The organism is Paenibacillus polymyxa (assembly GCF_015710975.1).
Taxonomy (GTDB): Bacteria; Bacillota; Bacilli; order Paenibacillales; family Paenibacillaceae; genus Paenibacillus; species Paenibacillus polymyxa.
Genome location: NZ_CP049783.1, coordinates 2,281,663 through 2,306,257 on the forward strand (window position 1 = coordinate 2,281,663; position 24,595 = coordinate 2,306,257).

General features: G+C 46.5%; 27 protein-coding genes. 14 read left to right on the forward strand and 13 right to left on the reverse strand.

The window, feature by feature from the left end:
- Positions 1-225: 225 nt before the first annotated feature.
- From G7035_RS10295 to G7035_RS10320, 6 genes are all read left to right on the forward strand, one after another.
- Positions 226-1,674 carry a SulP family inorganic anion transporter gene (locus G7035_RS10295; protein WP_019688861.1) on the forward strand — a complete coding sequence of 483 codons (1,449 nt, stop codon included), beginning with the start codon at positions 226-228 and terminating at the stop codon, positions 1,672-1,674.
- A gap of 219 nt (positions 1,675-1,893) precedes the next feature.
- The gene (locus G7035_RS10300; protein ID WP_019688860.1) at positions 1,894-2,559 is read left to right on the forward strand and encodes an amino acid ABC transporter permease; all 666 of its coding nucleotides are present in this window, start codon (positions 1,894-1,896) and stop codon (positions 2,557-2,559) included.
- Positions 2,540-3,217, forward strand: coding sequence for an amino acid ABC transporter permease (locus G7035_RS10305; RefSeq protein ID WP_019688859.1), 678 nt, complete (start codon positions 2,540-2,542; stop codon positions 3,215-3,217). Before G7035_RS10300 ends, G7035_RS10305 begins: the two co-directional genes overlap by 20 nt.
- A gap of 17 nt (positions 3,218-3,234) precedes the next feature.
- Entirely contained in the window at positions 3,235-3,990 is a 756-nt protein-coding gene (locus tag G7035_RS10310; RefSeq protein ID WP_019688858.1) for an amino acid ABC transporter ATP-binding protein, read from the forward strand.
- Positions 3,991-4,127: 137 nt separating this feature from the next.
- Positions 4,128-5,003, forward strand: a complete 876-nt coding sequence (locus G7035_RS10315; RefSeq protein ID WP_019688857.1) for a cysteine ABC transporter substrate-binding protein — start codon at positions 4,128-4,130, stop codon at positions 5,001-5,003.
- A 238-nt stretch (positions 5,004-5,241) separates the two neighbouring features.
- Positions 5,242-5,349, forward strand: a complete 108-nt coding sequence (locus tag G7035_RS10320) for a putative metal homeostasis protein (RefSeq protein WP_016822819.1) — start codon at positions 5,242-5,244, stop codon at positions 5,347-5,349.
- A gap of 114 nt (positions 5,350-5,463) precedes the next feature.
- Here the strand turns inward: G7035_RS10320 and G7035_RS27355 are convergent, their stop codons facing one another.
- Positions 5,464-5,799: a carboxylesterase family protein gene (locus G7035_RS27355; protein ID WP_230877425.1), complete on the reverse strand. Its 336-nt coding sequence runs from the start codon at positions 5,797-5,799 to the stop codon at positions 5,464-5,466.
- Complete coding sequence (locus G7035_RS10325; RefSeq protein ID WP_230877426.1) at positions 5,793-6,695, reverse strand: PHB depolymerase family esterase; 903 nt, start codon at positions 6,693-6,695, stop codon at positions 5,793-5,795. Before G7035_RS10325 ends, G7035_RS27355 begins: the two co-directional genes overlap by 7 nt.
- Before the next feature lie 309 nt (positions 6,696-7,004).
- Between G7035_RS10325 and G7035_RS10330 the strand changes: the two genes are divergently transcribed.
- Positions 7,005-8,543: a phytoene desaturase family protein gene (locus G7035_RS10330; protein ID WP_019688855.1), complete on the forward strand. Its 1,539-nt coding sequence runs from the start codon at positions 7,005-7,007 to the stop codon at positions 8,541-8,543.
- The gene (locus tag G7035_RS10335) at positions 8,515-9,129 is read left to right on the forward strand and encodes a TetR/AcrR family transcriptional regulator (protein WP_016822822.1); all 615 of its coding nucleotides are present in this window, start codon (positions 8,515-8,517) and stop codon (positions 9,127-9,129) included. Before G7035_RS10330 ends, G7035_RS10335 begins: the two co-directional genes overlap by 29 nt.
- Before the next feature lie 66 nt (positions 9,130-9,195).
- Here G7035_RS10335 and G7035_RS10340 read toward each other — a convergent pair whose 3' ends face one another.
- Positions 9,196-10,611: an SMI1/KNR4 family protein gene (locus tag G7035_RS10340; protein WP_019688854.1), complete on the reverse strand. Its 1,416-nt coding sequence runs from the start codon at positions 10,609-10,611 to the stop codon at positions 9,196-9,198.
- Positions 10,612-10,628: 17 nt separating this feature from the next.
- On the reverse strand, positions 10,629-11,405 hold the full coding sequence (locus G7035_RS10345; RefSeq protein WP_019688853.1) for an SMI1/KNR4 family protein: 777 nt from the start codon (positions 11,403-11,405) through the stop codon (positions 10,629-10,631).
- A gap of 158 nt (positions 11,406-11,563) precedes the next feature.
- On the opposite strand from G7035_RS10345, the gene G7035_RS10350 reads away from it, so the two are divergent.
- Positions 11,564-13,198, forward strand: coding sequence for a DUF6138 family protein (locus G7035_RS10350; protein ID WP_019688852.1), 1,635 nt, complete (start codon positions 11,564-11,566; stop codon positions 13,196-13,198).
- Here G7035_RS10350 and G7035_RS27665 read toward each other — a convergent pair.
- On the reverse strand, positions 13,188-13,322 hold the full coding sequence (locus tag G7035_RS27665) for a hypothetical protein (RefSeq protein ID WP_019688851.1): 135 nt from the start codon (positions 13,320-13,322) through the stop codon (positions 13,188-13,190). The two genes, G7035_RS10350 and G7035_RS27665, sit on opposite strands and share 11 nt — an antisense overlap.
- A 58-nt stretch (positions 13,323-13,380) precedes the next feature.
- The gene (locus tag G7035_RS10360) at positions 13,381-14,025 is read right to left on the reverse strand and encodes a hypothetical protein (RefSeq protein ID WP_019688850.1); all 645 of its coding nucleotides are present in this window, start codon (positions 14,023-14,025) and stop codon (positions 13,381-13,383) included.
- A gap of 367 nt (positions 14,026-14,392) precedes the next feature.
- Here G7035_RS10360 and G7035_RS10365 point away from each other — a divergent pair, with 367 nt between their 5' ends.
- The gene (locus G7035_RS10365; protein WP_019688849.1) at positions 14,393-14,932 is read left to right on the forward strand and encodes an SMI1/KNR4 family protein; all 540 of its coding nucleotides are present in this window, start codon (positions 14,393-14,395) and stop codon (positions 14,930-14,932) included.
- Between the two features lie 67 nt (positions 14,933-14,999).
- Here G7035_RS10365 and G7035_RS10370 read toward each other — a convergent pair whose 3' ends face one another.
- From G7035_RS10370 to G7035_RS10400, 7 genes are read right to left on the reverse strand one after another with little or no spacing between them, the layout of a single operon-like run.
- Positions 15,000-15,434, reverse strand: coding sequence for an immunity 26/phosphotriesterase HocA family protein (locus G7035_RS10370; protein ID WP_019688848.1), 435 nt, complete (start codon positions 15,432-15,434; stop codon positions 15,000-15,002).
- Positions 15,435-15,436: 2 nt separating this feature from the next.
- Complete coding sequence (locus tag G7035_RS10375) at positions 15,437-15,997, reverse strand: hypothetical protein (protein ID WP_019688847.1); 561 nt, start codon at positions 15,995-15,997, stop codon at positions 15,437-15,439.
- Positions 15,998-16,025: 28 nt separating this feature from the next.
- Positions 16,026-16,655, reverse strand: a complete 630-nt coding sequence (locus tag G7035_RS10380; protein ID WP_017427165.1) for a hypothetical protein — start codon at positions 16,653-16,655, stop codon at positions 16,026-16,028.
- 29 nt (positions 16,656-16,684) lie between these two features.
- On the reverse strand, positions 16,685-17,191 hold the full coding sequence (locus G7035_RS10385) for a HEAT repeat domain-containing protein (protein ID WP_017427164.1): 507 nt from the start codon (positions 17,189-17,191) through the stop codon (positions 16,685-16,687).
- A 44-nt stretch (positions 17,192-17,235) separates the two neighbouring features.
- Complete coding sequence (locus G7035_RS10390; RefSeq protein WP_017427163.1) at positions 17,236-17,646, reverse strand: hypothetical protein; 411 nt, start codon at positions 17,644-17,646, stop codon at positions 17,236-17,238.
- On the reverse strand, positions 17,639-18,283 hold the full coding sequence (locus tag G7035_RS10395) for an immunity 50 family protein (protein WP_019688846.1): 645 nt from the start codon (positions 18,281-18,283) through the stop codon (positions 17,639-17,641). Before G7035_RS10395 ends, G7035_RS10390 begins: the two co-directional genes overlap by 8 nt.
- A gap of 39 nt (positions 18,284-18,322) precedes the next feature.
- Positions 18,323-18,889 carry a hypothetical protein gene (locus G7035_RS10400; protein ID WP_230877846.1) on the reverse strand — a complete coding sequence of 189 codons (567 nt, stop codon included), beginning with the start codon at positions 18,887-18,889 and terminating at the stop codon, positions 18,323-18,325.
- 374 nt (positions 18,890-19,263) lie between these two features.
- On the opposite strand from G7035_RS10400, the gene G7035_RS10405 reads away from it, so the two are divergent.
- From G7035_RS10405 to G7035_RS10420, 4 genes are all read left to right on the forward strand, one after another.
- Positions 19,264-20,910 (forward strand): DEAD/DEAH box helicase, encoded by a 1,647-nt coding sequence (locus tag G7035_RS10405; RefSeq protein ID WP_017427160.1) that lies wholly within the window; start codon positions 19,264-19,266, stop codon positions 20,908-20,910.
- A 204-nt stretch (positions 20,911-21,114) separates the two neighbouring features.
- The gene (locus G7035_RS10410; RefSeq protein WP_019688844.1) at positions 21,115-22,059 is read left to right on the forward strand and encodes a cation diffusion facilitator family transporter; all 945 of its coding nucleotides are present in this window, start codon (positions 21,115-21,117) and stop codon (positions 22,057-22,059) included.
- Between the two features lie 113 nt (positions 22,060-22,172).
- Positions 22,173-23,186, forward strand: a complete 1,014-nt coding sequence (locus tag G7035_RS10415; protein ID WP_016822838.1) for an LCP family protein — start codon at positions 22,173-22,175, stop codon at positions 23,184-23,186.
- Between the two features lie 150 nt (positions 23,187-23,336).
- Positions 23,337-24,482 carry an AI-2E family transporter gene (locus G7035_RS10420; RefSeq protein WP_016822839.1) on the forward strand — a complete coding sequence of 382 codons (1,146 nt, stop codon included), beginning with the start codon at positions 23,337-23,339 and terminating at the stop codon, positions 24,480-24,482.
- The last annotated feature ends 113 nt before the right edge of the window (positions 24,483-24,595 follow it).

A 24,595-nucleotide genomic window follows, 5' to 3' on the forward strand; every position in this document is an offset into this window, starting at 1 on the left:
AATAGACGTTTTCATTCTGTAAACAGCCTTTTAACTCATTCGTCTCTGCGAATCCCTTGCGTTATAATGATGGACTGGATGTAACGGAAGGGGTTCGTTTGAGAGAGACGAGCTGAATGATAGGAGAGCCTTAGCGTTTGACCGCTGGACGGATGCCCAAAGCAAGATCGGGTTGCGGGTCAAAATGCTGTTCTCTGTGAATATAGGAGGCTGGAACGAAACAGTATGAATCTTAGACAACAATGGTTCGGTAATATCCGGGCTGATATACTTGCGGGCATGACCGTGGCGCTGGCATTGATACCAGAGGCGATTGCCTTCTCCATCATTGCAGGTGTCAACCCTATGGTCGGACTGTATGCCTCCATCTCGATGGCGATTGTCATTTCTTTTGCAGGTGGACGTCCGGCGATGATCTCGGCAGCAACCGGGGCTGTAGCTGTAGTGGTTGTTGGTTTGGTCAAAGATTATGGCGTGGAGTATTTGTTTGCAGCTACCATTTTGGCTGGGATCATTCAGGTACTGCTGGGTGTTTTGAGAATTGGTCGCTTTATTAGCTTTATTTCACAGCCGGTCATGACCGGGTTTGTGAATGCGCTGGCGATCCTCGTCTTTATGGCACAGCTAACCCACTTTCATGGAGCCAATTGGATCATGTACGCGATGGTAGCGGGGACATTGCTCATTGTGTATATTTTACCGAGATTTGTGAAAAGCATTCCCGCCCCGTTGACAGCAATCATCATCATGACGATCATTACGTATGTTTTTGGATTGAATGTCAAAACGGTAGGGGATATCGGTACGCTGACCAGCTCGCTGCCTTCATTCCATTTGCCGCAAATTGAGTGGTCGTGGCACACGTTGCGGATATTGCTGCCATATTCCTTTACGATGGCGCTGGTTGGACTGCTGGAATCACTGCTGACAGCCAGTATTTTGGATGAAATGACCGAAACGAAAAGCAATAAAAACCGGGAAGCCCGTGGGCAAGGGATTGCCAACTTTGTAAATGGCTTTTTTGGGGGTATGGGTGGCTGTGCCATGATCGGACAATCCGTCATTAATGTAAGCTCAGGCGGAAGAGGACGACTGTCCACTTTCACGGCGGGGGTGTTCTTGGCTTTTCTGCTGCTTGTGCTTGGCGGTGTTGTAAAGGAAGTACCTATGGGCGCATTGGTGGGAGTCATGTTCATGGTGTGTATCGGAACCGTGGATTGGAAGTCGCTCCGAAACATCGCCAAGGTTCCCAAAGCAGATACGTTTATTATGGTGGTCACGGTCATCATCGTGGTGGCTACGCACGATTTGTCCAAGGGCGTGATCGTAGGCGTACTGTTGAGTGCCCTGCATTTTGGCTGGAAAATGGCTAAAATCCGTATCAGTGCGACTGAGGATCAGGAAGCAAAGGTGTACCATGTCAGAGGGCCGATGTTTTTCGCCTCAACGACTCATTTTGTCGATCATTTTGAACCTTCGGATGATCCGGAGCGCGTTGTAGTGGACTTTAGCCATTCACATGTGTGGGATCACTCGGCGGTTACTGCCATTGGCAAGGTGCTGCAAAAATACAGAAACGCAGGTAAATCTATTACCTTACAAGGGTTAAATGAGGAAAGTCGTTTAATTGTGGAAAAGCTCGGTGGTCCTGTAGTTACAGAGCCGATCGTGTGATGAATCGTATAGCATAAAGCAAAGCCTAAAATGGAATTCATCCATTTTGGGCTTTTTTTATTTATTTCTGAAATGAAATAACGGTTTTCTTTCTTAATCATAGATAAATATGACAAATTTTCAGCAAAGTATTGACGTAATAAATGGGCAGGAATACAATCATTGTTATTAAGCATAGCAAATACATAGGAATAATTGAAAATTGAAAGGTATGTACATATGAACTTAGACTGGGAGTTTATTGTAGAAAGCTTGCCGCTATATGGAGAAGCCATGTGGCTGACGTTGAAGATTGCCTTTTTTGCTATTCTGTTTTCATTAGTCGTCGGTTTGCTGTGTAGCATAGTGCTGTATTACAGGGTGAGAGGAATTAGTGGAATTATTGTAGCCTATATCGAGCTTTCCCGAAATACGCCGCTGCTTGTACAGTTATATTTTCTGTACTACGGGTTTACGAAGATAGGTCTGCATATGAGCGAAATGACGTGTGCTATTGTGGGCATGACCTTTTTGGGCGGGGGCTATATGACTGAGGCGTTCCGTGGTGGAATCGAAGCTGTGAGTAAAACCCAAACTGAATCCGGGCTGAGTCTCGGACTGTCCAAGATACAACTGGCAAGATATGTTATTTTTCCGCAGGCATTTGCCATCAGTATTCCGTCTTTGGGAGCCAATGCAATCTTTCTGCTCAAGGAAACTTCCATTGTGGGTGCCATTGCTTTACTAGATCTGATGAATGTGGCAAAGGACCTGATCGGTATGTACTACAAAACGACAGAATCGTTGATTCTGCTGGTATTGGCATATCTCGTTTTGCTTTTACCTTTGTCGATGCTGCTGACGTGGGTGGAAAGGAAGGTGCGATATGCTGAGTTCGGGGATTAATGTGCTTTTTGAGGGTTCGAATTTTGAGCGTCTGTTAGGGGGATTGCTGGTTACGCTGGAAATTGCATTACTCTCCATTATTATCGGTACGCTGCTAGGCATTTTGATGGGTCTGCTCCGCACTTTACAATCAAGACCAATTCGATTTGTGCTGAAATTTTATTTGGAGACATTTCGCATTATTCCGATTTTAGTGTGGTTGTATGTCGTGTATTTTGGATTTACGCCTTTGCTGAATGTGAATATCAGCGGGGAACTAACGGCCGTTATCGTATTCAGTCTGTGGGGAGCAGCCGAGATTGGTGACATCGTACGTGGTGCGCTGGAATCACTGCCTAAGCATCAGGTGGAATCCGGGCAGGCATTAGGGCTAACCTATTGGCAATTATACCGTCATGTGCTCATTCCCCAAGCGGTGCGCCGAATGCTTCCGGGTTCTATTAATCTGGCGACACGGATGATCAAAACCACGTCACTCGTGGTACTGATCGGTGTAGTGGAAGTGGTCAAGGTTGGGCAGCAGATTATTGAGCTTGGTGTAATCAAAGCGCCTTCGGCATCCTTTTGGGTGTATGGCTTTATTTTTATATTGTATTTTCTCGTATGTTATCCGTTATCCAGACTTTCCAAAAGATTTGAACGCAGATGGCAAAATTAGCAGGATGGGGTGGTGTCATGGAAGAGGCTGTGGAGGTTTTATTGGAAATTCGAGGGCTGGACAAAAGCTTCGGCGACCGAAAAGTGCTGCAGCAGATTAGTCTGGACGTAAGGAAAGGGGAAGTCGTGGTCATTCTCGGTCCTTCGGGATGTGGAAAAAGCACGCTTCTTCGGTGCCTCAATGGTCTGGAGCCAGTCCAGGGCGGAGATATCCGTTATAGAGGACAGGATTTGACAGATAAAAAGGTGAATTGGCGTGAGGTGCGGCAGCATATCGGAATGGTGTTCCAAAACTATGAGCTGTTTCCGCATATGACCGTCTTGGAAAATATATTGCTCGGTCCGCTTAAGGTTCAGCGGCGAAACAAGCAGGAGGCGCTTGCGCAAGCGGAGCAGCTATTGGAGCGAGTCGGTCTGCTGGATCGCAAGGATGCGTATCCGCGACAATTATCAGGCGGGCAAAAGCAACGGATTGCGATTGTGCGCGCCCTGTGTATGAATCCTGAAATTATGCTTTTTGATGAGGTCACCGCATCCTTGGACCCGGAAATGGTCAGAGAGGTGCTGGATGTCATGCGAGAGCTGGCCCAACAGGGGATGACGATGATTATCGTGACGCATGAGATGGGGTTTGCCAAGTCGGTAGGAGATCGTATCGTTTTTATGGATCAAGGACAGATATGTGAAATGACTACACCACAGCAATTTTTTACCCAACCGGAAACAGAGCGTGCCCAGCACTTTCTGGATATATTTCAGTACGAAACGATATGAGCATTTTGCATCAATCCCATGAGCGACTTCCAATCACGATATAGAGATCGAAATGTTTCTATTGGTCTCTATATTGCACCCGGAAGCGAAAGAAACCGAATGATGCAAAATGCTGACAAATAAGGGGATGAATACAGATGAGAAAAGGAATGAAGTTCACAACGTTATTACTGGCTTTTAGCTTGCTGATTGTCGGCTTGGCAGGATGTGCAGGGGCTGGCAATACCAACGGTAGTTCAGGCTCGGCTAAATTTGCTTCAATTGAGGACATTAAAAAGAATGGCAAGATTCGAATCGGTGTATTTGCGGATAAGCCGCCTTTTGGCTACGTAGATTCAGAAGGGAAAAATCAAGGCTTTGATGTGTATATTGCGAAACGATTTGCCAAAGACCTCTTGGGTGACGAGTCGAAGGTGGAGTTCGTTCTGGTGGATGCCGCCAGCCGGGTTGCCTATTTGGAATCCAACAAGGTAGATATCATTATGGCTAACTTTACTGTGACCGATGAACGTAAAGAAAAAGTCGATTTTGCTAACCCGTACATGAAATTATCCTTTGGCATTGTGTCACCCGACAGTGCTCCCATCACCACGATTGAACAATTGAAGGGCACGGATCAAAAGCTGATTGTTGCCAAGGGAACGACAGCAGAGACCTATTTTACGAAAAATTATCCTGACATCAAGCTGCTCAAATTCGATCAATACACCGAAATCTTCTCGGCTCTCAAAGACAAACGCGGTGCCGCCATTGCGAACGATAATACAGAGCTGATCGCTTGGGCCAAGGCCAATCCCGGCTTTACCGTAAGCATTCCAGCCTTCGGTGGTCAAGATACGATTGCCCCTGCAGTAGCGAAGGGAAATAAGGAACTGTTGGATTGGATCAACAACGAACTGGCTACGTTGGGTAAAGAAAATTTTGTCCATCAAGCCTATAAGGACACACTGACCTCCGTTTACGGAGAAGGCTTTACGGATCAATTGGTTGTGGAGGGCGGCAAGGTTAATTAATCATCGTATAAATTGCTATTAAGTATAAAAAAGCGTTGGGCTTGCTGTCCCGACGCTTCTTTCATATGGGCAAAGGGAGATTTGCAAGGTCTTAATCGAGATAATACTTCCCCAAAATCTCTTGCATGCTCGTAAATTTCATTATATAATTTTAAATGATTATGATTCTCATTATCATTTAAGTCTTTAGGCGCAGACTCCCAATATGAGCCTAAGTGAATAGGATGGTGCTTTACACATGGCTAAAACGGATGTGGCTACTGCCAGAAGACAGCTCAGCAGTCCGAACAAGGTAACGCGCAGACGGGCTTTAAGAACGATCAAAGCTGCGAAGCGCGCGAAGTAACAAGCTTCAAGTTAACTGCAAATGGCAATACCAGTGTCAAATTTTTTAGTCTCCTCGTTTTGATATTGCACCTGCCTTCCTGATGGTGGTACACAGGAAGGCAGGTGTCTTTTTTTATTTCTTTTGTGCAAACAGCCATTCAATCATATCCTGATTTTGTAAAGCAGGAACCCAGGAGAAGTGTCCTGTAGGTTTGATAATCCCTGCTTCGTATTCAGTGAAGTGAATGAGGTTTCCGTTCTGTGCTTTGATAGCAGCAACCATTTCTTCTGAGTTCTTAGGACTTACTGTCGTATCGTCCGCCGCATGGAAGGCCCAAATAGGAACGTTCTTCAATATTTCAACGTGTGCAGGGTCAACAGGGGCATACATGTTAACAGCTTTTTCATAGTTGGTCAGTCCGGCAATCGGTACGCCAGCAGCGAACAGATCAAGATTTTTTTCTAACAATCTCCATGTCCCATAGCTCCTTGAGAAATACCTACGATATAGATGCGGTTGGTGTCGATCGGATATTTCAAGGCCGTTTCACGTACCAAATCGGCAACAGCACTGTTGCGCGGTTCATCTGCCCAAATAAATTTATGCTCTAGGTCAATCGGGCTTTGAGGAGCGATGACGAAAGATGGGTGCTTGGCTTGCTGCTCAGGAGAAGCCCAAGTAACGGCCCCGGCATTCGCTAACAGGTTAACCCCGTTTCCGTCACCACGTTCGCCGTTGCCATGTAGAAACACAACCAGCGGATAGGTTTTGCCAGGTTCTACTTTAGGCTCAAACGTAAAGTAGTTCAGTTTGAAGCCGGCTTTATTTTCAAAAGTGTTTTTTTGAAAATCATCTACGATGGGTGTCACTTTATCGGTTGCTTTTACAGGCTGTGCAGTCGCTGGAACGACTGTTTTCTTCGAAGTTGCAATATCTTTCTTTTGGCTAATGTAATAGTTCAGCGGATTAATACGATTGACTGCGCTTGTCGAATCGTAAGTAAGGGTGCTTGCATTTTTATCCTGCGTGTCCAGCTCGATTACGACATATTTGCCATGAGTACTGCGGTTGGTGATGGCACCAGTATCATTGGTGTATACACCAGTCACAGTTCTGTCTGCGTATACATCATTAAGCACAGATTGAACCTGAAAACTGGAAGGGGACAGGGATGATCCGTCAATATTGGTGCTGTATTTCAGTACAACGGCAGAAACAACCTCACCCAGAGGCTGTACTTCAGTAAGCAGGGTTGCCTGTGGTGCTGGAACATCGGCTGCTGCGGCAGAGCTGGAGGATGGATAAAAGATCGTAAGCAGGAGCACGAAAGATAGTAGAACAAGGGCGAAACGTCTTTTTTGCATAAGATAATCTCCTTTGGCGTTTTTATAAAGCGCTTACTATATGCTCAGGATGCTTGACTGTATGCTGTAGAACTCATACAAATCAAAAAAAGGCAAACTCCGGGTACACAAGTGTACTCGGGTTTTGCCTTTTCAGTAACAATCCCAATTGAAGGATAGCATCCTCATTGGAATCTGACAAGTGAAAGCGCTACAATTTTGGATGTTTTTATAAAAAATTTTCCTTCTCAACCGGGATGAGATGGTATATAATCTCCTCAACTTAACACTGTTAACTTATATAACGACGTTAATAAGGGAGATGAAATCATGAACCAATATGATGTTATTGTCATTGGTGCTGGGCTGGGTGGTTTGTCTTGTGCAGCCAGACTTTCTGCGTTGGGTTACCGGACAGCTGTGTTTGAAAGTCATACTTTGGCTGGCGGCTTTGCTACTGAATTCACACGAAAGGGATATACCTTTGATGTCTCCTTGCACGGCGTCGGCGGACTCGAAGAAGGCAGCTTCGGTCGGATGTTAAAGGACTGCCACGTGGATCAGCAAATCGTTCCTCTCCGTAAAAAGCACCCTTACTCCATTCGCTGGGAAGGGCAGATCATTGATATCCCATCTGATGTGCAGGAGTATGTGCAACTCCTCAAAGGCGTGTTTCCTGCTGAGGTAGCAGCCATTGACAAGCTATTCGCAGGCATTCGCCGTTTTGAAACAGGCTTTACTGCTTTTTCTTCCCTTACTTCCTGGCGTAAGCTGGCGGGTCTGTTCAAAGCAGGTACCTTCTTCCGCTGGACGAAAATGACCACCTGGGAGGCTGTAAGTCAGTTTGGCTTGTCTGACCGATTCACGGAGTTCTTCACTGCACTCTGGCCCTATTATGGGCTGCCCCCGAAGCGGTTGGCGGCTTTGTACTTTTTTATTCCCTGGATCGGCTATCATCTGGAGGGGACGTACTACATTCAGGGAGGTGCACAGGCCTTGTCCAATGCGCTGGTCGAAGCTATTCAATCAGTTGGAGGAGAAGTTCACCTGCGCAGTCAGGTGTCTGAAATTATACTTGAACGCGGTAAAGCAGCTGGTGTACGTCTGAAAAAAGGGGATGTATATAAAGCCAACTGGGTTGTGTCTGGGATCAGTCCTCATCATACCTATGGTCGTCTGCTGGAGAGTCACAATGCCGCCCGTCGCGAGCTGGAGGCTGTAACCAGACTGGAAACTGGCACGTCTCTCACTCAACTGTACCTAGGGCTATCATGCGAGCCTCATGAGCTTGGGATCAGCGAAGAAGACTTAATCCTGTGTAACGAGCCGGATTCGGAGACGGATTATGAAGTCATGATGAGCGGCCAGTATATGAAAGGCAACTGGATGCTCACAAATTATAACGCCATGGACCCTACACTCAATGAAGCGGGAAAGGGTGTTATCGCTGTTACATTTTTGGACAGATTGGAGAACTGGCCTAGTGCACGTCCCGAATATAAAGCCAAAAAGAAAGCAGTAACACAGCAGATACTGGAATGTCTTGAACGGCTATATCCTGGTTTTAGCAGCAAGGTCGTGGTGACAGAGTTGGGCACACCACGCACCATGCAGCGGTATACTGCTAATCCCGGCGGAGCCGTTTATGGCTATGCACAAACGGTCCGGCAGTCCGGCATAAACAGACTGAAGCGCAAATCAGCAGTGAACCGCCTGTCATTGGTAGGAGCCTGGACACAGCCTGGGGGCGGGTTTCAAGGAGCTATGAACTCGGGTATAATGGAAGCTGATCGTATCGCCGCCAAACTGGGGAAGGCAGAAAGGGCAAGTATATCTACTCATGAAACATATCAAACGCCGAGAACGTGAAAGCAGTGAGATCCGCCGCAAAATCATTGAGGCCGCCCGCTCCCTCTTTTTGAACCAAGGGTATGCTGAAGTCTCCATGCGTAAAATTGCGGATCAGATCGAATATTCACCAACGACTATTTATCATTATTTCTCCAATAAGGAAGCGGTTGTTCGTGAACTGCTGTTAGAAGGGAATGCTTTGTTCCTGAAGGCTCTTCAGCAGCGCGTGGATGAAGCACAGGCAGCCGGACTGAACGCTCTGGACACACTGAAAACAGTGTCCGATGCTTATGTCCGTTTTGGTATGGCTAACCCCGAATACTACAACATCCTGTTTATCAGCAACCTTGAATCTGTAAGCTCGGTTACCCTTATAGACAGTGGGAGTTTTAAAGGGTTTGAGTTGCTTGAGGGCGGACTCAAAGCCGCTATGGAGGAAGGCTGCATCATTCAAGGAGATGAGCGCCTGATGGCTAGATCCGTATGGAGTATGCTGCACGGATTGACTTCTTTGCTCCTGAATTTTGAACTTCCTATGGCAAAATCAAATGATGAATTGATTTCATTTACTATAGATACTTTTATTCGGGGAATAAGCCGCTGATGAAGCGGCTTATTTTTTTATCCTTCTCCCCCTGTGTATGCAAGTCTGCATACGTCGACTCCAGTGTTAACGAAGTTCCAAATGTGAAAGCTGCTCAAGCACGGCTTCAATGCGACGTTTATCTTTTTTGAGCATCACGAGCTGTAAAGAGGCATGAAGCAGATTTGAGATGCTAGCCCAAGCGTCTGCTTCTAGAGTGGGCAGAAGATCGCGCTGAATCATGATATTCAGCGCCTCGGTTGCAATTTTCTGATGAAGCTCGCTACCGGATAGCCATTCAATCACCTGCTCATCTGTAGGACGAGAGTAGGCGAAAAGTACTGCCCAGCCATCAACCGGATGATTGACCTTATCCCGCATCCAGTCAATGACCTGGGGGGAATGAAAATGCTGTAACTGCCCGCTAACGGTGTATCCTTCTAATTTGCCATCCTTCGCCCTATGCTGTATCAGATCATTGTAAACTTTTGTAAGCCCTTCCTGCTCGTGCAGGCAGCGGGCGGATAGATAGGCACGTGTCGAGATAAATGCGGCCCTAGCATGTGTGTTATTTGAAGCGGGAGGTCTCCATGCTTGCGCGGTATCCGTGTCCGGCTCCCATAAGGAGCGAACCCAATCAGCAGCCCCAATACCTGCGGTCTCCCCAACGAAAAATGCCCATGTAGCGAATTGGGCTGGGTTACACTGAATGCGCTGCTCCCAGGCAAGAAAAATATCCTTTGGATCATAGGCCTGGAAAGCCTGCAGTACAGCAGGATGATCTACGCCGTGCATGGTGGTGTAATGGATCAGTGTCTCCAACGACCGGGCATCCTCCAGCTTCATCGTGCAGAACATATCCAACCAGCGTTGCCACAACTGCAGCGGCGGGCTGTCTAGTTGAATACCATGCTCGTCTAACACGTTAGACCAATCCCACAGCCATAACCCGTGCAAGGCAAGCATGTTTTCTATATAGGTAGGTAGACTTTCTGCAAGCAGCGTGAACTGGTCCAACTCATGCTCATAACAGAACACTGCTGGCTCTGTTGCGGATGTCGCTCTATCAAGCAGGATCGGATCACCAGCACCGTTATAGTTCAAAATAAGATATCGTTGTTCGTCCGCTGCTGAGTCGGTATCTTCTCCATAGGATGTAAAATAGCCAATATCCTCATAATTCCAGCCAAATTCTCCTGTAATATCGTCAAGGTTAGTCGGTTCTTGTTCAAGGTCATGGCTGCCTTCATATGAATACTCTGATTCATCGGCTACAATACAGTGTTGAGGGAGGCACCATAGCAAATGTAAGCTGCCACACCGCTTTAATAATTCAGACAGGGAGGCAGGCAAAGTGACCTGGAGCCGTTCCTCCAGCTCAGTCAGTTCCTCTTCGGAAATCCCCTTCGTGCATTGGTATGCCACGTCAGGCATTCCACCTTGTCTCAGACGATCAGCGATTTCTCCGAGCTTTTCTAAGATATGTGCAAAATGTACTGTCATTTGTATTCGTCCTCCTTTTACTCTACAACCTGGCAATGTTCTTTTTGCAGGAATGATAGAACTTCATCATGAAGTGCTATCGCTTTAGGTTCATAAATGATCGCCACTTCGCGTCCATATGCATAATTGAAAAGTACGTATCCGCCAAGAGACTGAAGAAAAGCCAAGCAGATATGCTCGTTTTCAATCCATAGATTTGAGTCAAAATGCTGTTTAAAACGCTGAGCCAATAACTGTATAGATGCTGGAGCTACTTGCAAGGCTTGATCGTTCGGATTGGCTGAACCGTAAGCTTCCGCCGTCTCCGGTGGATTAAATTGTAGAAATGTTGCAACTCTATCCAGACTGACAGGCTCGAAATAACGGGGGAATGGCTCTGTTTTTCCGAATTCATCCCGTAGTATATGCTCCAGCGTATCTGTAAATGGGGTTTGAACATCTAATGGCTTCATAGTAATGACCTCGGAATGTCGCGGTAGCCAAAGCAAGCCTTCGAGCTGAGGATGCACCGCTAGGAAATCACCATCTATGGAGCTGCTGATGACCACGCACTCGCCCAGCTGTTGCGCGGTAATCGGACAGTTATCATCATGCGTCCACAGTTCGTAATCCGCATAGGCTTGCAATAGTAGAGGATCAGGTCGTTCAATCACCAGCAGACCGCAATAGGTACCTGGCCCGTATTGGGTGAGAAATGAAGCATAGGGAATTGGTAAAGTTATGCCATAGGTATGTTCGAAATTTGTCAGTTCATCGGCAGCTACTGGCGTGTGTTGTGTGGAAACCCAATACATGTAGAATACACCTGCTTTCTGGCACTCTATCTATAGGGATGGAGTCCAAATGTAAATGAGAGATATGCTATAATCAGGAAATAAAATAGTTAAATATTAGTCTATCTCAATTATGTAAGAACTACAATTTGTGAGGGTACGAAAGGGGAACACATCGTATGACATCGGGGGTACAGGCCTACATAGATCCAATTTTTGAAGAGATTGACCAGAGATACGCTTCTGAGCAAAAGCGCATCGCGGAATTCAAGAACAAAAGCGTCCTTCACGAAGGGATTCATGAATACTTAAAAGTTACCTGTAAGAGAGATGGGGTATGGGTCGATACCTACGAACCGTTTGATTGGGATCATCGTAGACCAGACACAAAAATTCCTGGTTTTACGGAGGAAGTGACGCTCCAGCAGGTGCAGGATAAATGGATGCCAGTGTTCAAAGAACGGATAGCGGCTCTGTATAAATCGGAAGAATTTGGTCCTATGTTTTTTCGTTATCGGCTGGAATTTCATCTGGAGGTGGTCTTTGAGAATAAGGCCAATCATTTTAAATTCTCGCTCCTGAACGAAGATAAGCGGCAGCACCTGTTAGCCTCTATTGAACGGTTTGTGGAGCAGAAGCTCAATCCTGCCAGTAGAGCTATGCCAAAGGAAGAGGACGATTTTTTCTTAGTAAGGCACTTGCTTGATCCTCATTTGTACCCTGTAGACGCCCAGCGGGTGAATGAACTGCTGAATCGAATGGATGCAAAAGTGCAGGTCAGCCGCAAGCGAGAAGAAGCATGGAGGCATCAGCTGAGCAGAGGCTTAATGCATTGGGCTGAAGATGAATTTTTGGCTAAGTATACAGATCAGGGAAAAAGTTACGGGCTTGATTATACGGTGAGACCCGATATTCTTCCTTCAGATATTCCCGCCCCGGTTATGGAGATGTTCCTGCTGACCGCGATGCGAGTGGGTCTGACCGATGCCGATGCACGGCAGAAGTATTTGGAGATTGCTGCACAATTGGGTTCAGAGCAGGCTGTTCAGTGGCTTAAGAGCGGATCAGGCAGCATTCCAGCGTCATATACAAGCGAGCGTGTCACCTGCCAAGCGAATGATATTTTGCAAACACTAGAGGTTCAGATTCGTTCTGAGGAAGAAGAGAGCTACAGAGAAGCACTCATATATCTATGTGATATATTACGGAAAGGCTTTACTAAGGAATATGGGATGAAGTTTAAAAGCAAAGTGAAAAACTATCTACCCGTACCCAAGTTGGCCAAATCTGCATTACATCGTTTCTTTGCCAATGCACTTGAATACCCTTCGCTGCTTCCGTTGCTGGCGGAATATGCCGAGAACGTGATGGAAGAATTCAAGTGGTACAACGATGTAGAGCCGGGGGAGAAGTCGGCGATGCCAGGAACCTATGCGGTGATGGGATTAGGACTTAAAGGAACGGAGTATTTTTCGCTGGTAAATCGTTATATGAAGCTGGTAGACAGTGAACATCAGTCGGTACAGGACGGTTACGCCGCTGTATTTGCTGAGGCGCATGGACTGACACCGGATACGATCCCCGTTTGGGCGAGGATTCTTTTGGCAGGTAATGATTCCGCCAAACCACTAAAATCGGCTGGCATTGAAAGTGTAGAGCAGGCACAGGCGTTAGTAGATGTGCTTCTACAACTGGAAGACTACGAACAAGAGATGCTCGTTTATCGTATATGGGGTGGCGCGAAGAAACTAAAAAACAGCCTGAAGCAGGCTGTCCCTGAGGTAAAAGAGTTACTGGAGCCGCTTATTCCATAAAAGCATCGTATTCTTGATCATATCGCAGTCCCTGCGCAATGTGTTGAATATCTGGCTCGCTTCCACTGCGGCGTAGCACTTCAATAACATCCTGTACAGTCGCTATTTCCAGCCAAGATTGCACGTGATGGTCTGGGAAACGGCCTGGATCAGTGCTTCTAGGCTGTCAAAAGTTTGTATACTCATGTTTGGTAATGCTCTCCCTTAGACGCTTGTTTATGCTGTAGCTTTTGTAATATTTTTAAAATGGCCTGGCGATTTTTGGCATCCTTAATGTATTTGGGAATGGAATGGGAAGCCGTACGCATCATACCGGATGAGGGTTTTTCTCGCAACTCGGCAGAGATATAGGAGAGCAGGTAATTCAGGTGTATCCGGTTAAGAGCCCAGACTGGTTTCCCCCGATAGTAATCAAGGAAGTACAGCTGGAGCTGGAAAATAGGATCTTTTCCATTTTGGATCACGTCCGTATGCCATTCACGTGACTGCATACGATGCACCGGAACCTGATTACGTGTTTCGCAATGCGGACAGTGTATATTTGTATTTTTGTGAGTAACCGTTCGGTCATCATGAATTTCGATATTAAAATATCGTTCACAATGGCTGCATACGCTGCGTGCATAGAATTTATACGATTCTGGCTGCTGAAATGTGTAGTAACAATGAGAGCAACGAACAACGTAATAACAGTCTTCCTTTGATTTGGAAATAGAAGCTTGACTCTGACAGCGAGGGCAGTGGACAGCTACCTGTTCTCCCCTCCAGATCACGGCGGCAAAGTCATATTTATATCCATATTCATCTTTGAAGCGTTTTTGCTCCATGTTCGTTCCTCCTTTTCGGAAAGAGCGTAAAAACGTACTTTTTATTATCATATGTTATAATATTCCTTAACAACAGAATGGCTTAGATGGGCGGTCGGCTAGTTTCCTGTGAAGGAGGTGAGGGTCCTGATTCTTTCCTTCCATAAAAAGAAATAGACCGCCCGTGGTAGGAACCGGTCTATTTCATGTACCGTAAACTTGCAGCCACCGCCCTTAAAAGCGGCTGTTGCCAAAGAGTGGGGATGTTGACGCATCTTCACTCTTTTTTAGAATATACATCTTATTCCCATTTTAACACTTGAAAAGGGCCTTTTCAATGTGCCGAAGCGTGGAAATAGGATTACGTAGTGCAAAGGAGAATGGGTATATGAGCATTTTTACAGGTTTGCAGCGTCCGCAATTCCAGGCCTACTATGATAAGGAATTTCTTATAGAGCATCGTTTTGAAAACGGTCGAGGGTTTCCGCCTTCCTATATAGATTACGTCAAGACTCTTGGCTACGGGCGGTTATGTGGCGTATGGAACATCCATATTCCTCTCGGGGATCATCCGGATTCATGGCTTCATCGTTACCATGACTGGCGAGCTTGGTTTGATGATGTACTGGAATCGGAGGAGGTCTTACAAGAAGCGGCGTTGGAGCCAGATGGTTTCCCGCAATTATTGGAACATGCCGTTCCCTTCGCTTCCAGTGAAGAGGATGACCTGCTGGTCTGGGATATTCAATCGCCTGATAAACGGGGGGAATTCCCGATTTATGCTTTGAATCTGCGCACATTGGGCAACTTTCGATATGCAGCCCCGGATTTGTATAGCTTCGTCGAAGCGCTGCTGGATGGGGAGCGTGTAAAGTCGATTTTGGGAACACATCGTACACCATTCCCTTATACATTTGTACCCTTTTAGATCGTTAAAGAGCCACCCTAGTTTTCGAAGTCTAAGGTGGCTCTTTGCGTTGCTATTCTTCTAGCTTTTATGTTTGGGCTAAATATTGCTGTACCAGTTCATATCCAGCCACGCCCATTACAGGATATTGATTATATTCTTTTAGTTCCAGGTTGCGTACATATTCATCTCCGTAATACAGATGGCCCGCGCAATTAAAATATTTTAGCTGCTGTTGTTCCTCAGATAGAGGGCGATGATCGATAATGGGCCATACCCCCTTTGTCAGATTTTGGGTGGCAGTGAATATAACCTCGAACCTGCCCCGGTAATCTGTGAATGAGAGATATGTAGCTTCACCCTCGTACGCTGGATTCTGACCTATGGATAGAACACCAAAGGAGAACGCTTTTTTGAATCGACCATACAGCGCGCAGATCACCTGACATACCGCAAATCGGCCGTCATGCATGGGGATAACAAAAATATCGCCTTCCTGATGTTTGATTCTTTTGAATACCATCGTCAGGCCAGCTCTTCCTGAAGAATCTCAGTTTTTAGACCTTTAGCGCTGGTAATTGTAATGCTAATCGCATCAAAACCGTTTCGCTTGGCCTCTTCAAAATCACACCGTTCGCCGCTGATCAGCTCCAGCTGCCCGTTCTCATCCACATCATCTGCAAATTCGTCATCCCAATCAACATTATAAAAAGCAGTCACGGTCACCTCAAAGGTATCTTCACCATCATCGTCCAGATAAGGCAGCAGGGGGGTGCGATTGTTCTGCTGTTCCTCCGTATATACTTCACACAGCAGTGCATCGTAGCCATGGCGGGTTCCATCAAAAATGACGATCTGCTCACCTGTGACCACATCTTCTGCAATAATGAGCTGGGGTGCAAACTCCGTTACAGCAATCAGCTCATCCATGAATTCTCCATAATAAAAAATGTGGAATTTCGTATTTCCGGCCTGTGAACGGAGCTTACCTGTCCATTCCTGCTCGACCCATGCCTCCGGGTTTTCGGGCACAACCCAACCATCCAAATAAGCGGGTCCTAATTTAACATGATGTGTTTCTGTCATCCGTAGCGCCTTCCTTTCTTTTCATTCATTATGACATGGACAGGGTCACGATTTTGTTGTCCTCGTCAACATCTACCTTCACGTTCACTCCCAGCTTGTCCTTAAACAGCTTACTGATATTGATATAGTTATCCTTTACCGCACGGCTTGAATTACCAGTGGTGCGAGTCATCCCAGCGGTGATGATGGAGCGAACATAGGTTTTGTCGAGCTTGGCTTCAGGATTGTAAGTATAAATAACCTGCTCTTGTTGATTGTAATAATGGGTTAACTCCGTATAGTCGTTGGCGTTCTCATACTGTTTTTCCTCACGCACATAATCGGGATGGTCCATGGTGTAGTGGATTCCCCCGTCCAGAAAAGGATTTTCTTTGGAGGGCTTGAGTTCATACTGTCCATAGGCTAGTTGAAACAGATACTCTATGCCTGAGCCCTCTGCCTGATAGTAGAGCTGACGATGGTCCCCATTTTTATCTATTGCGGTATAGCTGCTGATTAAAGGCCAGGCATCGTACTTTTTACCCTTTACCTCAACGGCAACCTTATAATGTACGAGCACCTTTTCATTTTGGAATAACCCAAAGCTGCTCATAATGAAATACGCAGGCACACATATAATTCCGATAATCAATATGAATATAAATATTCTTACACGCATGAGTAGAGTAATTCTCCTTTGGTTGTCGATTATGTGGACAGCTCTCGTTGGGCAGAAGCGCCGAATTCCTCATGTTGCAATAATTGCTTCAGCGCATGTTGTGCAAAAGGGTTGGCTTTATGTGCGCGAAGCAGTGCAAAAGCGGCCCCCTTGACTAAGATATATGTATCACTGCAGATTATGTCCAAAGCTAAACGTAGCTCTGCTTCTGAACAAGGCATCCATGCCAAAGTTTGTAAAGCTGCGTTTTGCACATCATCATCTTCATCAGGCTTGCACAGCAGCTCGCGAATTCCTCGCATGATCATCGGCTGCTGGCTCTGATCTGCATATAGTCCGATGACCTTCAGCGCTTCTATACGAAGCAGATCCTCCTCGGATGATTGCTGCGCAAGCTGCAAAAGTAATGCGGTGGTGTCCTCCACAGGCTGGGGGATCGCTGTTAATTCGCGTAGTGATACCAATCGATCTTCATACGATAGTGTAGGGAAAATAGATAAAAATGTCTTTCCCTCATCATCGGTTTGTATGGACATATACCCTCCTTATTTCTTAGCCAGATTACTTTTGGCATTGTGTATTACCTACTCTTATGTCTGTAGTTCGATAAAGCCTCTTCCGTTCCGCCCCCCTCCAGCAGCACCATAATCGCATAGGAGATTGTATCAATCCAATCGTCAAGGGTACTAATCTGCTCTGCGGTCAGCAGGTGATTCCGTTGCAGCATACTATCAGGATACAACGCCCATGCCCGTGTATATTGGCAAATTCCCCACAGAGCGGCTATAAGCTCCCGTTCTACGGACGGTTTCTCCAACTCATCTGCCAGAACTTCAATGATAGTCATGAGCTCATGAAAATTATCCTCGATCAGTTCGCCTTGAAAGGGACGAAGCATCCCTAAAAATCCGCTTCGCATTTTGGGATGCTCCAGATCATCATGAATAAAAGAATGACAGTGCAACAGCTCACGGGCTTCTTGTTTATTCATGAAGTTCCGTAATCTCTGCACGGATACCTCTGCACAGAAAGCTGCCTGACAGCCCTGACAAGGCATCGATGTCAACGACCATGTCAGCTTCTTCATAGCGGAAATCGAGCTGCAAGATGATATTTTCTGTTTCTACAGGGGTTAATACATGCTCTTTGGTCTCCAGAAATGTAAAGGTCACTGCATAGCGTGGAATGTCCTGGACTGGAGCTTCAGGGATCACTGGTGCCTCAGCCGAAGGTTCCAGATCCGGTGATTTAGGAACCAGCACGCTAGCGGGGGATAGCTCAATTGTCAGTGTAATCTGGTCTTTCGTCATATTGGCAGCCGTGATTCGGTCATAGTGGAAAGGTGGGAAATAGCCGAGCTTTTCGACAATGCTGTCTGCACCTTGAATAGAAACGGTTGGAGAGAAAGCCAGTTCCAGTCCGATAGACCCTGTCAGTTGGTCTTCATATTCTGGATTGATACGGATATGGACCTTTTCCGGCTCTACCTTCAACATCGTACCTATAAAATACTGTTTGCCATGGATCAGAACAACATCATGCGGAACGAACGGTAGAGCTCCTCCCGCTTGATAATGAATGAGATATTCGTTTTCTTTTTTTTCAGCCTTTTGAACTTGAATTTGCATAAATTGCAGCCTCCTAGGGTTAATGCGATGACGGATTGTTTAAGTGTGTGGTAAAGGATACGGAGTCCACGATTGAAAAACATACTTCATATCCGGGGTATCCTTTTCGAGCATAAATGGGAGAATATCCATAATAGCCCTTGCTTTACTGCCAGCATAAAAGTTGCAGGAGCTATGTAACAGTTTGTTTGCCTTTATTAACTGGCTGAGCTGCAGCATAACGTTTTCCACGCTTGTTCGGTCAATACGTTCATAAACGTCCTGACGGATCGAAATGAGCATGCCGCAATTATTGGAAGATCGGGACATGGTGTCATTGGACAAAAGAATGTACACTTCCGGCGTGGTATCTTTGTTATAGGACGATTTGATACTAGGAGCCTCTATAACCAGCATCAAAGGAGTCATTTCATCATCGGTTACAATGCGGAGCAGCTCCTGCTCGTCCCAGCGGATCTTGCCGTGTTTGGCTTTCTTCGATTGATAGACAGACACACGGGTATTGCGGATTCCTGATATATTCAAGAGCGCTTCAAAACAATCGAACAAGTTAGTAAAGCACTCTTCGGCAAACAAAGTGTGCTTCTCCGACAAGGAACCTGTCATTATGAAATTATAATGTAGGTTGTTAACCACAAGCATCCACCCTTTATTCATGAATTACCAATTATCCTACCATAATATATGACACGGTGATTGAATTCACCTTTTGCGGGATTCGTTAAAATCGTTTGGAAACCAGTTCAACTTCGCGTATACTAGGAAAGTCATATATGGAACGGCCTGAGCCGCCTTGCGGCCGTATGTTGAGTTACATGAACAGATTCAACGATAACGGATATGCTCCCTTCCTGAAAAGGGGAGAATGAGAACCGATACAAAAATGGGAATTCTGAACTATGGAACGATAGATGTCATATGGCACATGAACCTATTTTACGTGACACATATTGAATACAGATAAGGGAAGTGAATACAACTTGAAGAATTTTACAGCATTAGGCGTGGAGCAACATTGGGTAGAAGCCTTGAAAGAGCAAGGCATCTCAGCGCCAACACCTGTACAACAGGAGTCCATTCCACTGTTGATGGAAGGTCAGGATGTGATTGCCGAGGCACATACGGGCACGGGGAAGACGCTTGCGTTTTTACTGCCGATTCTACAAAAGCTGAATTTGGACAAGCGGCATCCGCAGGCGCTCGTGATTGCACCTACGCGTGAATTGGCGCTCCAGATTACAGAGGAAGCAAAATGCTTGGCTGCTGCGGAACCGAGTTTATCTCTGCTAGCTGTTTACGGAGGACAGGACGTGGAGCGTCAGCTTCGTAAACTAAAAGGTGGCGCACAACTGATTATTGGTACACCTGGGCGACTATTGGATCACCTGAGACGTGGCACGCTTGATTTAGGCGGCATTAAAATGCTGGTCCTGGATGAGGCTGACCAAATGTTACACATGGGCTTCTTGAACGATGTGGAAACGATTCTTCAGGAGGTTCCTTACCGGAGACAAACCATGCTGTTTTCCGCTACGATGCCAGCTGGTATTCGCAAGCTGGCTCGTGTCTATATGAACGAACCCGTTGATGTCAAAGTGAAATCGGCTTCTTCCGTTCCAGTGAGCCAAATCCGTCAGGTCGTTGTACAAACAACAGACCGTGGTAAGCAACAGGCATTGGTAGATATGCTGAATACGGATCGTCCGTATTTGGCTGTTATTTTCTGCCGTACTAAGCGTCGGGCTTCTAAACTGAATGAGGAGCTCCAGGAGATGGGGTTCGAGAGCGGTGAGCTGCACGGGGACTTGTCCCAGAACAAGCGGGAGCAAGTGATGAAGGCGTTCCGTGAAGCGAAACTTCAATTGCTCGTAGCGACAGATGTAGCCGCACGCGGCCTCGATGTAGAAGGCGTCACGCATGTCTTCAACTATGACATGCCGCAGGATGCCGAAAGCTACATCCACCGCATCGGACGTACCGGTCGTGCCGGAGGCAAAGGCGTTGCGGTGACGCTCGCCACGCCAAGGGATGTTCCTGAGCTTCGGAACATCCAAAGAGTTGCTGGTGTCACATTCACCAGCAGTGAGGGCGGCGGGCAGCGTAGACCTGCTCCCGATACGGCTGAGCGGCAGGGTAGAAATGACCGCTCAGGCAGAAACGACCGCCGTTCCTTTGGCGGCAACGATGCTGGCGGCGGACGCCGCAGCGGCCGCGAACAGGCGGGTCGTCGTGACGGTGCAAGCGGCGAGCGTCGCTCCAACCGCAGTAGCAGTGAACGTGGCGGATATGACCGCAGTAGCGGCCGTTCTGTACGCGAAGGTCAAGGCCGCTCGGCAGGCCAAAGCAGCGGACGTGGCGGATATGACCGTAGCAGCGGCGGTTCCGCACGCGGAGGCCAAGGCCGCTCCGCAGAGCAAAGCAGCGGACGTGGCGGATATGACCGTAGCAGCGGCGGTTCTGCACGCGGAGGTCAAGGTCGTTCGGCAGGCCAAAGCAGCGGACGTAGCGGATATGACCGTAGCAGCGGCGGTTCCGCACGCGGAGGCCAAGGTGGACGCGGTGGACAAGCCAAAGGCGGTCCGCGTGGTGGTCAAGGTCAAGGAGGCCGACGCGGTCGGTCCAGGTAGATAAAATGGGGGTATTCTCATAGAATGCTCCACTATGGTTATCATAATAGCCCCGGGGAGGCTCATCTTCCGGGGCTATTGTAATCTTCAACTATGCCGCTGCAAGAACAGCATCATAAGATAAAGAGCAACCAAAGATGCCCTGAGATAACCGAATAGCGGTCAGGACATTTTTTAAAAGATAATTTGGAGGGGTTATACATCATGCAGGAACAGGATATGGGCAAGCGTGCCATGGTCTCAGCATGGATCAGCCTGATCAGCAACATCCTCTTAACCGGCATCAAAATAATCGCAGGACTCATGTTCAACAGTAAGGTGCTGGTGGCCGATGGTGTGCATAACGCCGGGGACGTCATTGCTTCTGCAACGGCACTGGGAGCGATGAGAATATCCAGCCAGCCGCCGGATGAGGATCATCCTTATGGTCATGGCAAGGCAGAAGTAATTGGTGCTAGTGTAGTGGCGGTCATACTGTTCGGGGCAGGCATATTTATCGGCTATCATTCCATTGCCGCACTGTTCGAACCGATGCCACAGGAGCATATACTGGCATTGGTGGCCGCCATTATTTCCTTGCTCTGGAAACAGTGGCTGTATATCTACACGATTCGTATTGGCAGAGCGGCCAATAGTCAGGGTCTCATTGCGACGGCAAAAGATCACCTGGCTGATGTGTATGCCTCGGGAGCGGCTGTCTTGGGGATCGGATTAGGACTGATCGGGGAACATTGGGATATTCCGATTTTATCTTACGGCGACCCCATTGCGGGGTTCGTAGTGGCGTTGCTGGTTCTGAAATTGGCGTGGGAAATGGGTCGCGAATCCATAGATGTGCTCATGGAGAAGGCCATTGCAACCGAGGAAATCGAAAGCTACGCAGCAGCGGCACTGAGTGTAGTCGAGGTTCAGCGTATTGATCGTATCCGTGCCCGTGAGCATGGTCATTATATTATCGTTGATATCCGAGCTTCAGTGGATGCCTCTTTGACGATTCAGCAGGGACACGATATTATCCGGCTGATCAAGAGGGCCGTCATGAAGCAGGAGCCGCGGGTTTATGAGGTGCTTGTCCATTTGAATCCGTGGTATGCAGACGACCTCCATGCTGTAAAATCAACACAAAAAGACCCTGAAGATAAGGTATAACCGATACGAATAACGCCCCTAGAACATACGACGCGAATTGACAGATAACTTGCCGGAAGGGTATGCTTTTAAAAGCCGAACGATGATGAATAAAAGCGAGGTTACCCGAAAATATGCGAAAATTTTTAAAATGGCTAGGTATTTCTGTGACTGCTGCAGTCCTTTTAGTGGGCGGATATTATGCTTATTCTATATATCATTTTACGAACCAAATTTCGGTTGCTTCCGGACAGGATTCGAAATTTAAACCGCAAACCCAAACTTCAACCAATGTACAACCTGTAGAGGTATCACTCCCACCGGAATGGGATGGAACAGAAAGAGTAAATATTCTGCTGCTTGGCGGAGATTCCCGTGGAGAAGATTCAGGGCGTTCTGACTCGGTTATGGTTGCTTCTGTTGATCCGGTTACGAAAAAGGCCACACTTATGTCGATTCTTCGTGATACGTATGTCAAGATCCCGGGTCATGGGCAAAGTCGATTGAATGCTGCCTTTTCCTACGGTGGGCCGGATTTGACCAGACAGACTGTGAGCGACCTTCTGGGCATACCGATTCAATATTATGTATATACTGATTTTAATGGTTTCATTGCACTGGTTGACTCTGTAGGTGGTATTGACCTGGATGTCGAAAAAGATATGCATTACACGTCCAAGGCAGACAAACACCAGTTTGATATTGACTTGAAAAAGGGAATGCAGCACATGGACGGTAAAACAGCCTTGCAATATGTACGTTTCCGTCATGATGCGACTTCGGATTTTACACGTACGGAGCGACAGCGCAAATTCATTACCGAACTGGGCAGTAAAATACAATCGACCTCGTCGCTCATTAAACTGCCAAGTATTTTAAATAGCATTTCTCCTTATATTGAAACGAATCTGAGTACAACGGAAATGCTGCAGTTGGCTTCATTGGGTTTTAATATCGATGCTAAAACAGTAGCGAAGCAGCAAATCCCGCCAAATGAACTGGTGCGCGGGGAAACCATCAAGGGTGCACAGGTGTTGGGTGTGGATGAGCGGAAGCTCAAGCGGTTCATACAGAATCTTTTTGATCAAGAAAACAAACCTGTGACTACGACAGTGGAGGCTGCCACCACGACAAATGATACTCCATAACCATTCAAAGCAAGCGAAGTTCGTACAATAACGTACAACTTTGTTTGCTTTTGTGTTTATTTGGGTATAACCTTGTATATTTTGTTCCAAAAATATATCGTAATTATGAAGAACGTATACTCATCTGTCTAAAGAGAAGGGGAATGTCATGTGGAAATAACTCCGGCATGGAAAGACCGGTTTAAGAAGTTTTTTCTGAACAACAAGTTTGTGTTATTCCTGTTGGTACTGCTGCTGATCGGCTTGAATATCTTAGTGCTTACCAAAATTTCATACATATTTACCCCTGTCATCGTGCTGCTGAAAACGATTATTCTCCCTGTCATTTTGTCCGGTGTATTGTACTATCTGCTCAATCCGTTGGTAGATGTACTGGAGCGGAATAAGGTAAAGCGAGTATACTCCATTGTTGTTCTGTTTTTGCTCATTATAGGGATTATCGCTATTGTGGTTACGTCGGTGGTACCTGTGATCCGTGATCAGATACAGGGCCTTATCCAAAATGTCCCTGCTTATACCGAGCAAGTCAAACAACAGTTTGAGCGACTGATTGGCAGTAACTTTGTGAACCAGTTCCAGAACACCATTCAAATAGATCCATCTGAACTGGCCTCCAAAGCTTCTGAAAAGTTATCTGGCTTTATCAATAATGCATGGACGGGGGTGGGAAGCTTTTTGGGTGTGATTACGGAAACTGTGCTTGCGATCGCTACGGTTCCGTTCATTCTGTTCTATTTGCTGAAAGATGGACACAAGCTGCCGCAGTGGATTCTAAAAATGCTTCCACCTATGTTTCGTAAAGAGACAGATCGTATCATGACCGAAATGAATCATCAGGTCAGCTCGTACATTCGTGGACAAATTATTGTTAGCTTCTGTATTGGAGTGCTGCTATATATAGGTTATCTGATTATTGGATTGGACTACTCTTTGACGCTTGCGGTCATTGCGTCTTTTACGAGCGTGGTTCCCTACTTAGGTCCTGTCATTGCCATTACACCCGCGTTAATCGTAGCTATAGTTACCTCACCGATCATGCTGCTCAAAATGGTTATCGTATGGACAGTTGTCCAGCTTATTGAGGGTAAATTTATTTCACCACAAATTATGGGTAAATCTCTTCGAGTACATCCGATTACGATTATCTTTGTTATTTTGACAGCAGGCAATTTGTTTGGTGTGGTAGGGATTGTACTGGCTGTTCCAGGTTATGCCGTCTTGAAGGTCATCGTGACCCATCTGTTTAGTTTCTTTCAAAAGCGTTCACATCTTTATGAAGCAGATAAAGTAAAGTAAAAAGCAGTCTCTATGAAAAGTAAACATGACTAATGGGGCGCGTTAAATCTACTATTTTGCCCCTCTTGGTTAACTGTGGCTTTACGTGCTATACTTAATGCCTATTCTTATTC

Excerpts from the sequence above, each read along its gene's own strand:
- G7035_RS10295 (WP_019688861.1), top strand. The coding sequence starts at position 226 with ATGAATCTTAGACAACAATGGTTCGGTAATATCCGGGCTGATATACTT.
- G7035_RS10300 (WP_019688860.1), top strand. The coding sequence starts at position 1,894 with ATGAACTTAGACTGGGAGTTTATTGTAGAAAGCTTGCCGCTATATGGA.
- G7035_RS10305 (WP_019688859.1), top strand. The coding sequence starts at position 2,540 with ATGCTGAGTTCGGGGATTAATGTGCTTTTTGAGGGTTCGAATTTTGAG.
- G7035_RS10310 (WP_019688858.1), top strand. The coding sequence starts at position 3,235 with ATGGAAGAGGCTGTGGAGGTTTTATTGGAAATTCGAGGGCTGGACAAA.
- G7035_RS10315 (WP_019688857.1), top strand. The coding sequence starts at position 4,128 with ATGAGAAAAGGAATGAAGTTCACAACGTTATTACTGGCTTTTAGCTTG.
- G7035_RS10320 (WP_016822819.1), top strand. The coding sequence starts at position 5,242 with ATGGCTAAAACGGATGTGGCTACTGCCAGAAGACAGCTCAGCAGTCCG.
- G7035_RS10325 (WP_230877426.1), bottom strand. The coding sequence starts at position 6,695 with ATGCAAAAAAGACGTTTCGCCCTTGTTCTACTATCTTTCGTGCTCCTG.
- G7035_RS10330 (WP_019688855.1), top strand. The coding sequence starts at position 7,005 with ATGAACCAATATGATGTTATTGTCATTGGTGCTGGGCTGGGTGGTTTG.
- G7035_RS10335 (WP_016822822.1), top strand. The coding sequence starts at position 8,515 with ATGAAACATATCAAACGCCGAGAACGTGAAAGCAGTGAGATCCGCCGC.
- G7035_RS10340 (WP_019688854.1), bottom strand. The coding sequence starts at position 10,611 with ATGACAGTACATTTTGCACATATCTTAGAAAAGCTCGGAGAAATCGCT.
- G7035_RS10345 (WP_019688853.1), bottom strand. The coding sequence starts at position 11,405 with ATGTATTGGGTTTCCACACAACACACGCCAGTAGCTGCCGATGAACTG.
- G7035_RS10350 (WP_019688852.1), top strand. The coding sequence starts at position 11,564 with ATGACATCGGGGGTACAGGCCTACATAGATCCAATTTTTGAAGAGATT.
- G7035_RS10360 (WP_019688850.1), bottom strand. The coding sequence starts at position 14,025 with ATGGAGCAAAAACGCTTCAAAGATGAATATGGATATAAATATGACTTT.
- G7035_RS10365 (WP_019688849.1), top strand. The coding sequence starts at position 14,393 with ATGAGCATTTTTACAGGTTTGCAGCGTCCGCAATTCCAGGCCTACTAT.
- G7035_RS10370 (WP_019688848.1), bottom strand. The coding sequence starts at position 15,434 with ATGGTATTCAAAAGAATCAAACATCAGGAAGGCGATATTTTTGTTATC.
- G7035_RS10375 (WP_019688847.1), bottom strand. The coding sequence starts at position 15,997 with ATGACAGAAACACATCATGTTAAATTAGGACCCGCTTATTTGGATGGT.
- G7035_RS10380 (WP_017427165.1), bottom strand. The coding sequence starts at position 16,655 with ATGCGTGTAAGAATATTTATATTCATATTGATTATCGGAATTATATGT.
- G7035_RS10385 (WP_017427164.1), bottom strand. The coding sequence starts at position 17,191 with ATGTCCATACAAACCGATGATGAGGGAAAGACATTTTTATCTATTTTC.
- G7035_RS10390 (WP_017427163.1), bottom strand. The coding sequence starts at position 17,646 with ATGAATAAACAAGAAGCCCGTGAGCTGTTGCACTGTCATTCTTTTATT.
- G7035_RS10395 (WP_019688846.1), bottom strand. The coding sequence starts at position 18,283 with ATGCAAATTCAAGTTCAAAAGGCTGAAAAAAAAGAAAACGAATATCTC.
- G7035_RS10400 (WP_230877846.1), bottom strand. The coding sequence starts at position 18,889 with ATGACAGGTTCCTTGTCGGAGAAGCACACTTTGTTTGCCGAAGAGTGC.
- G7035_RS10410 (WP_019688844.1), top strand. The coding sequence starts at position 21,115 with ATGCAGGAACAGGATATGGGCAAGCGTGCCATGGTCTCAGCATGGATC.
- G7035_RS10415 (WP_016822838.1), top strand. The coding sequence starts at position 22,173 with ATGCGAAAATTTTTAAAATGGCTAGGTATTTCTGTGACTGCTGCAGTC.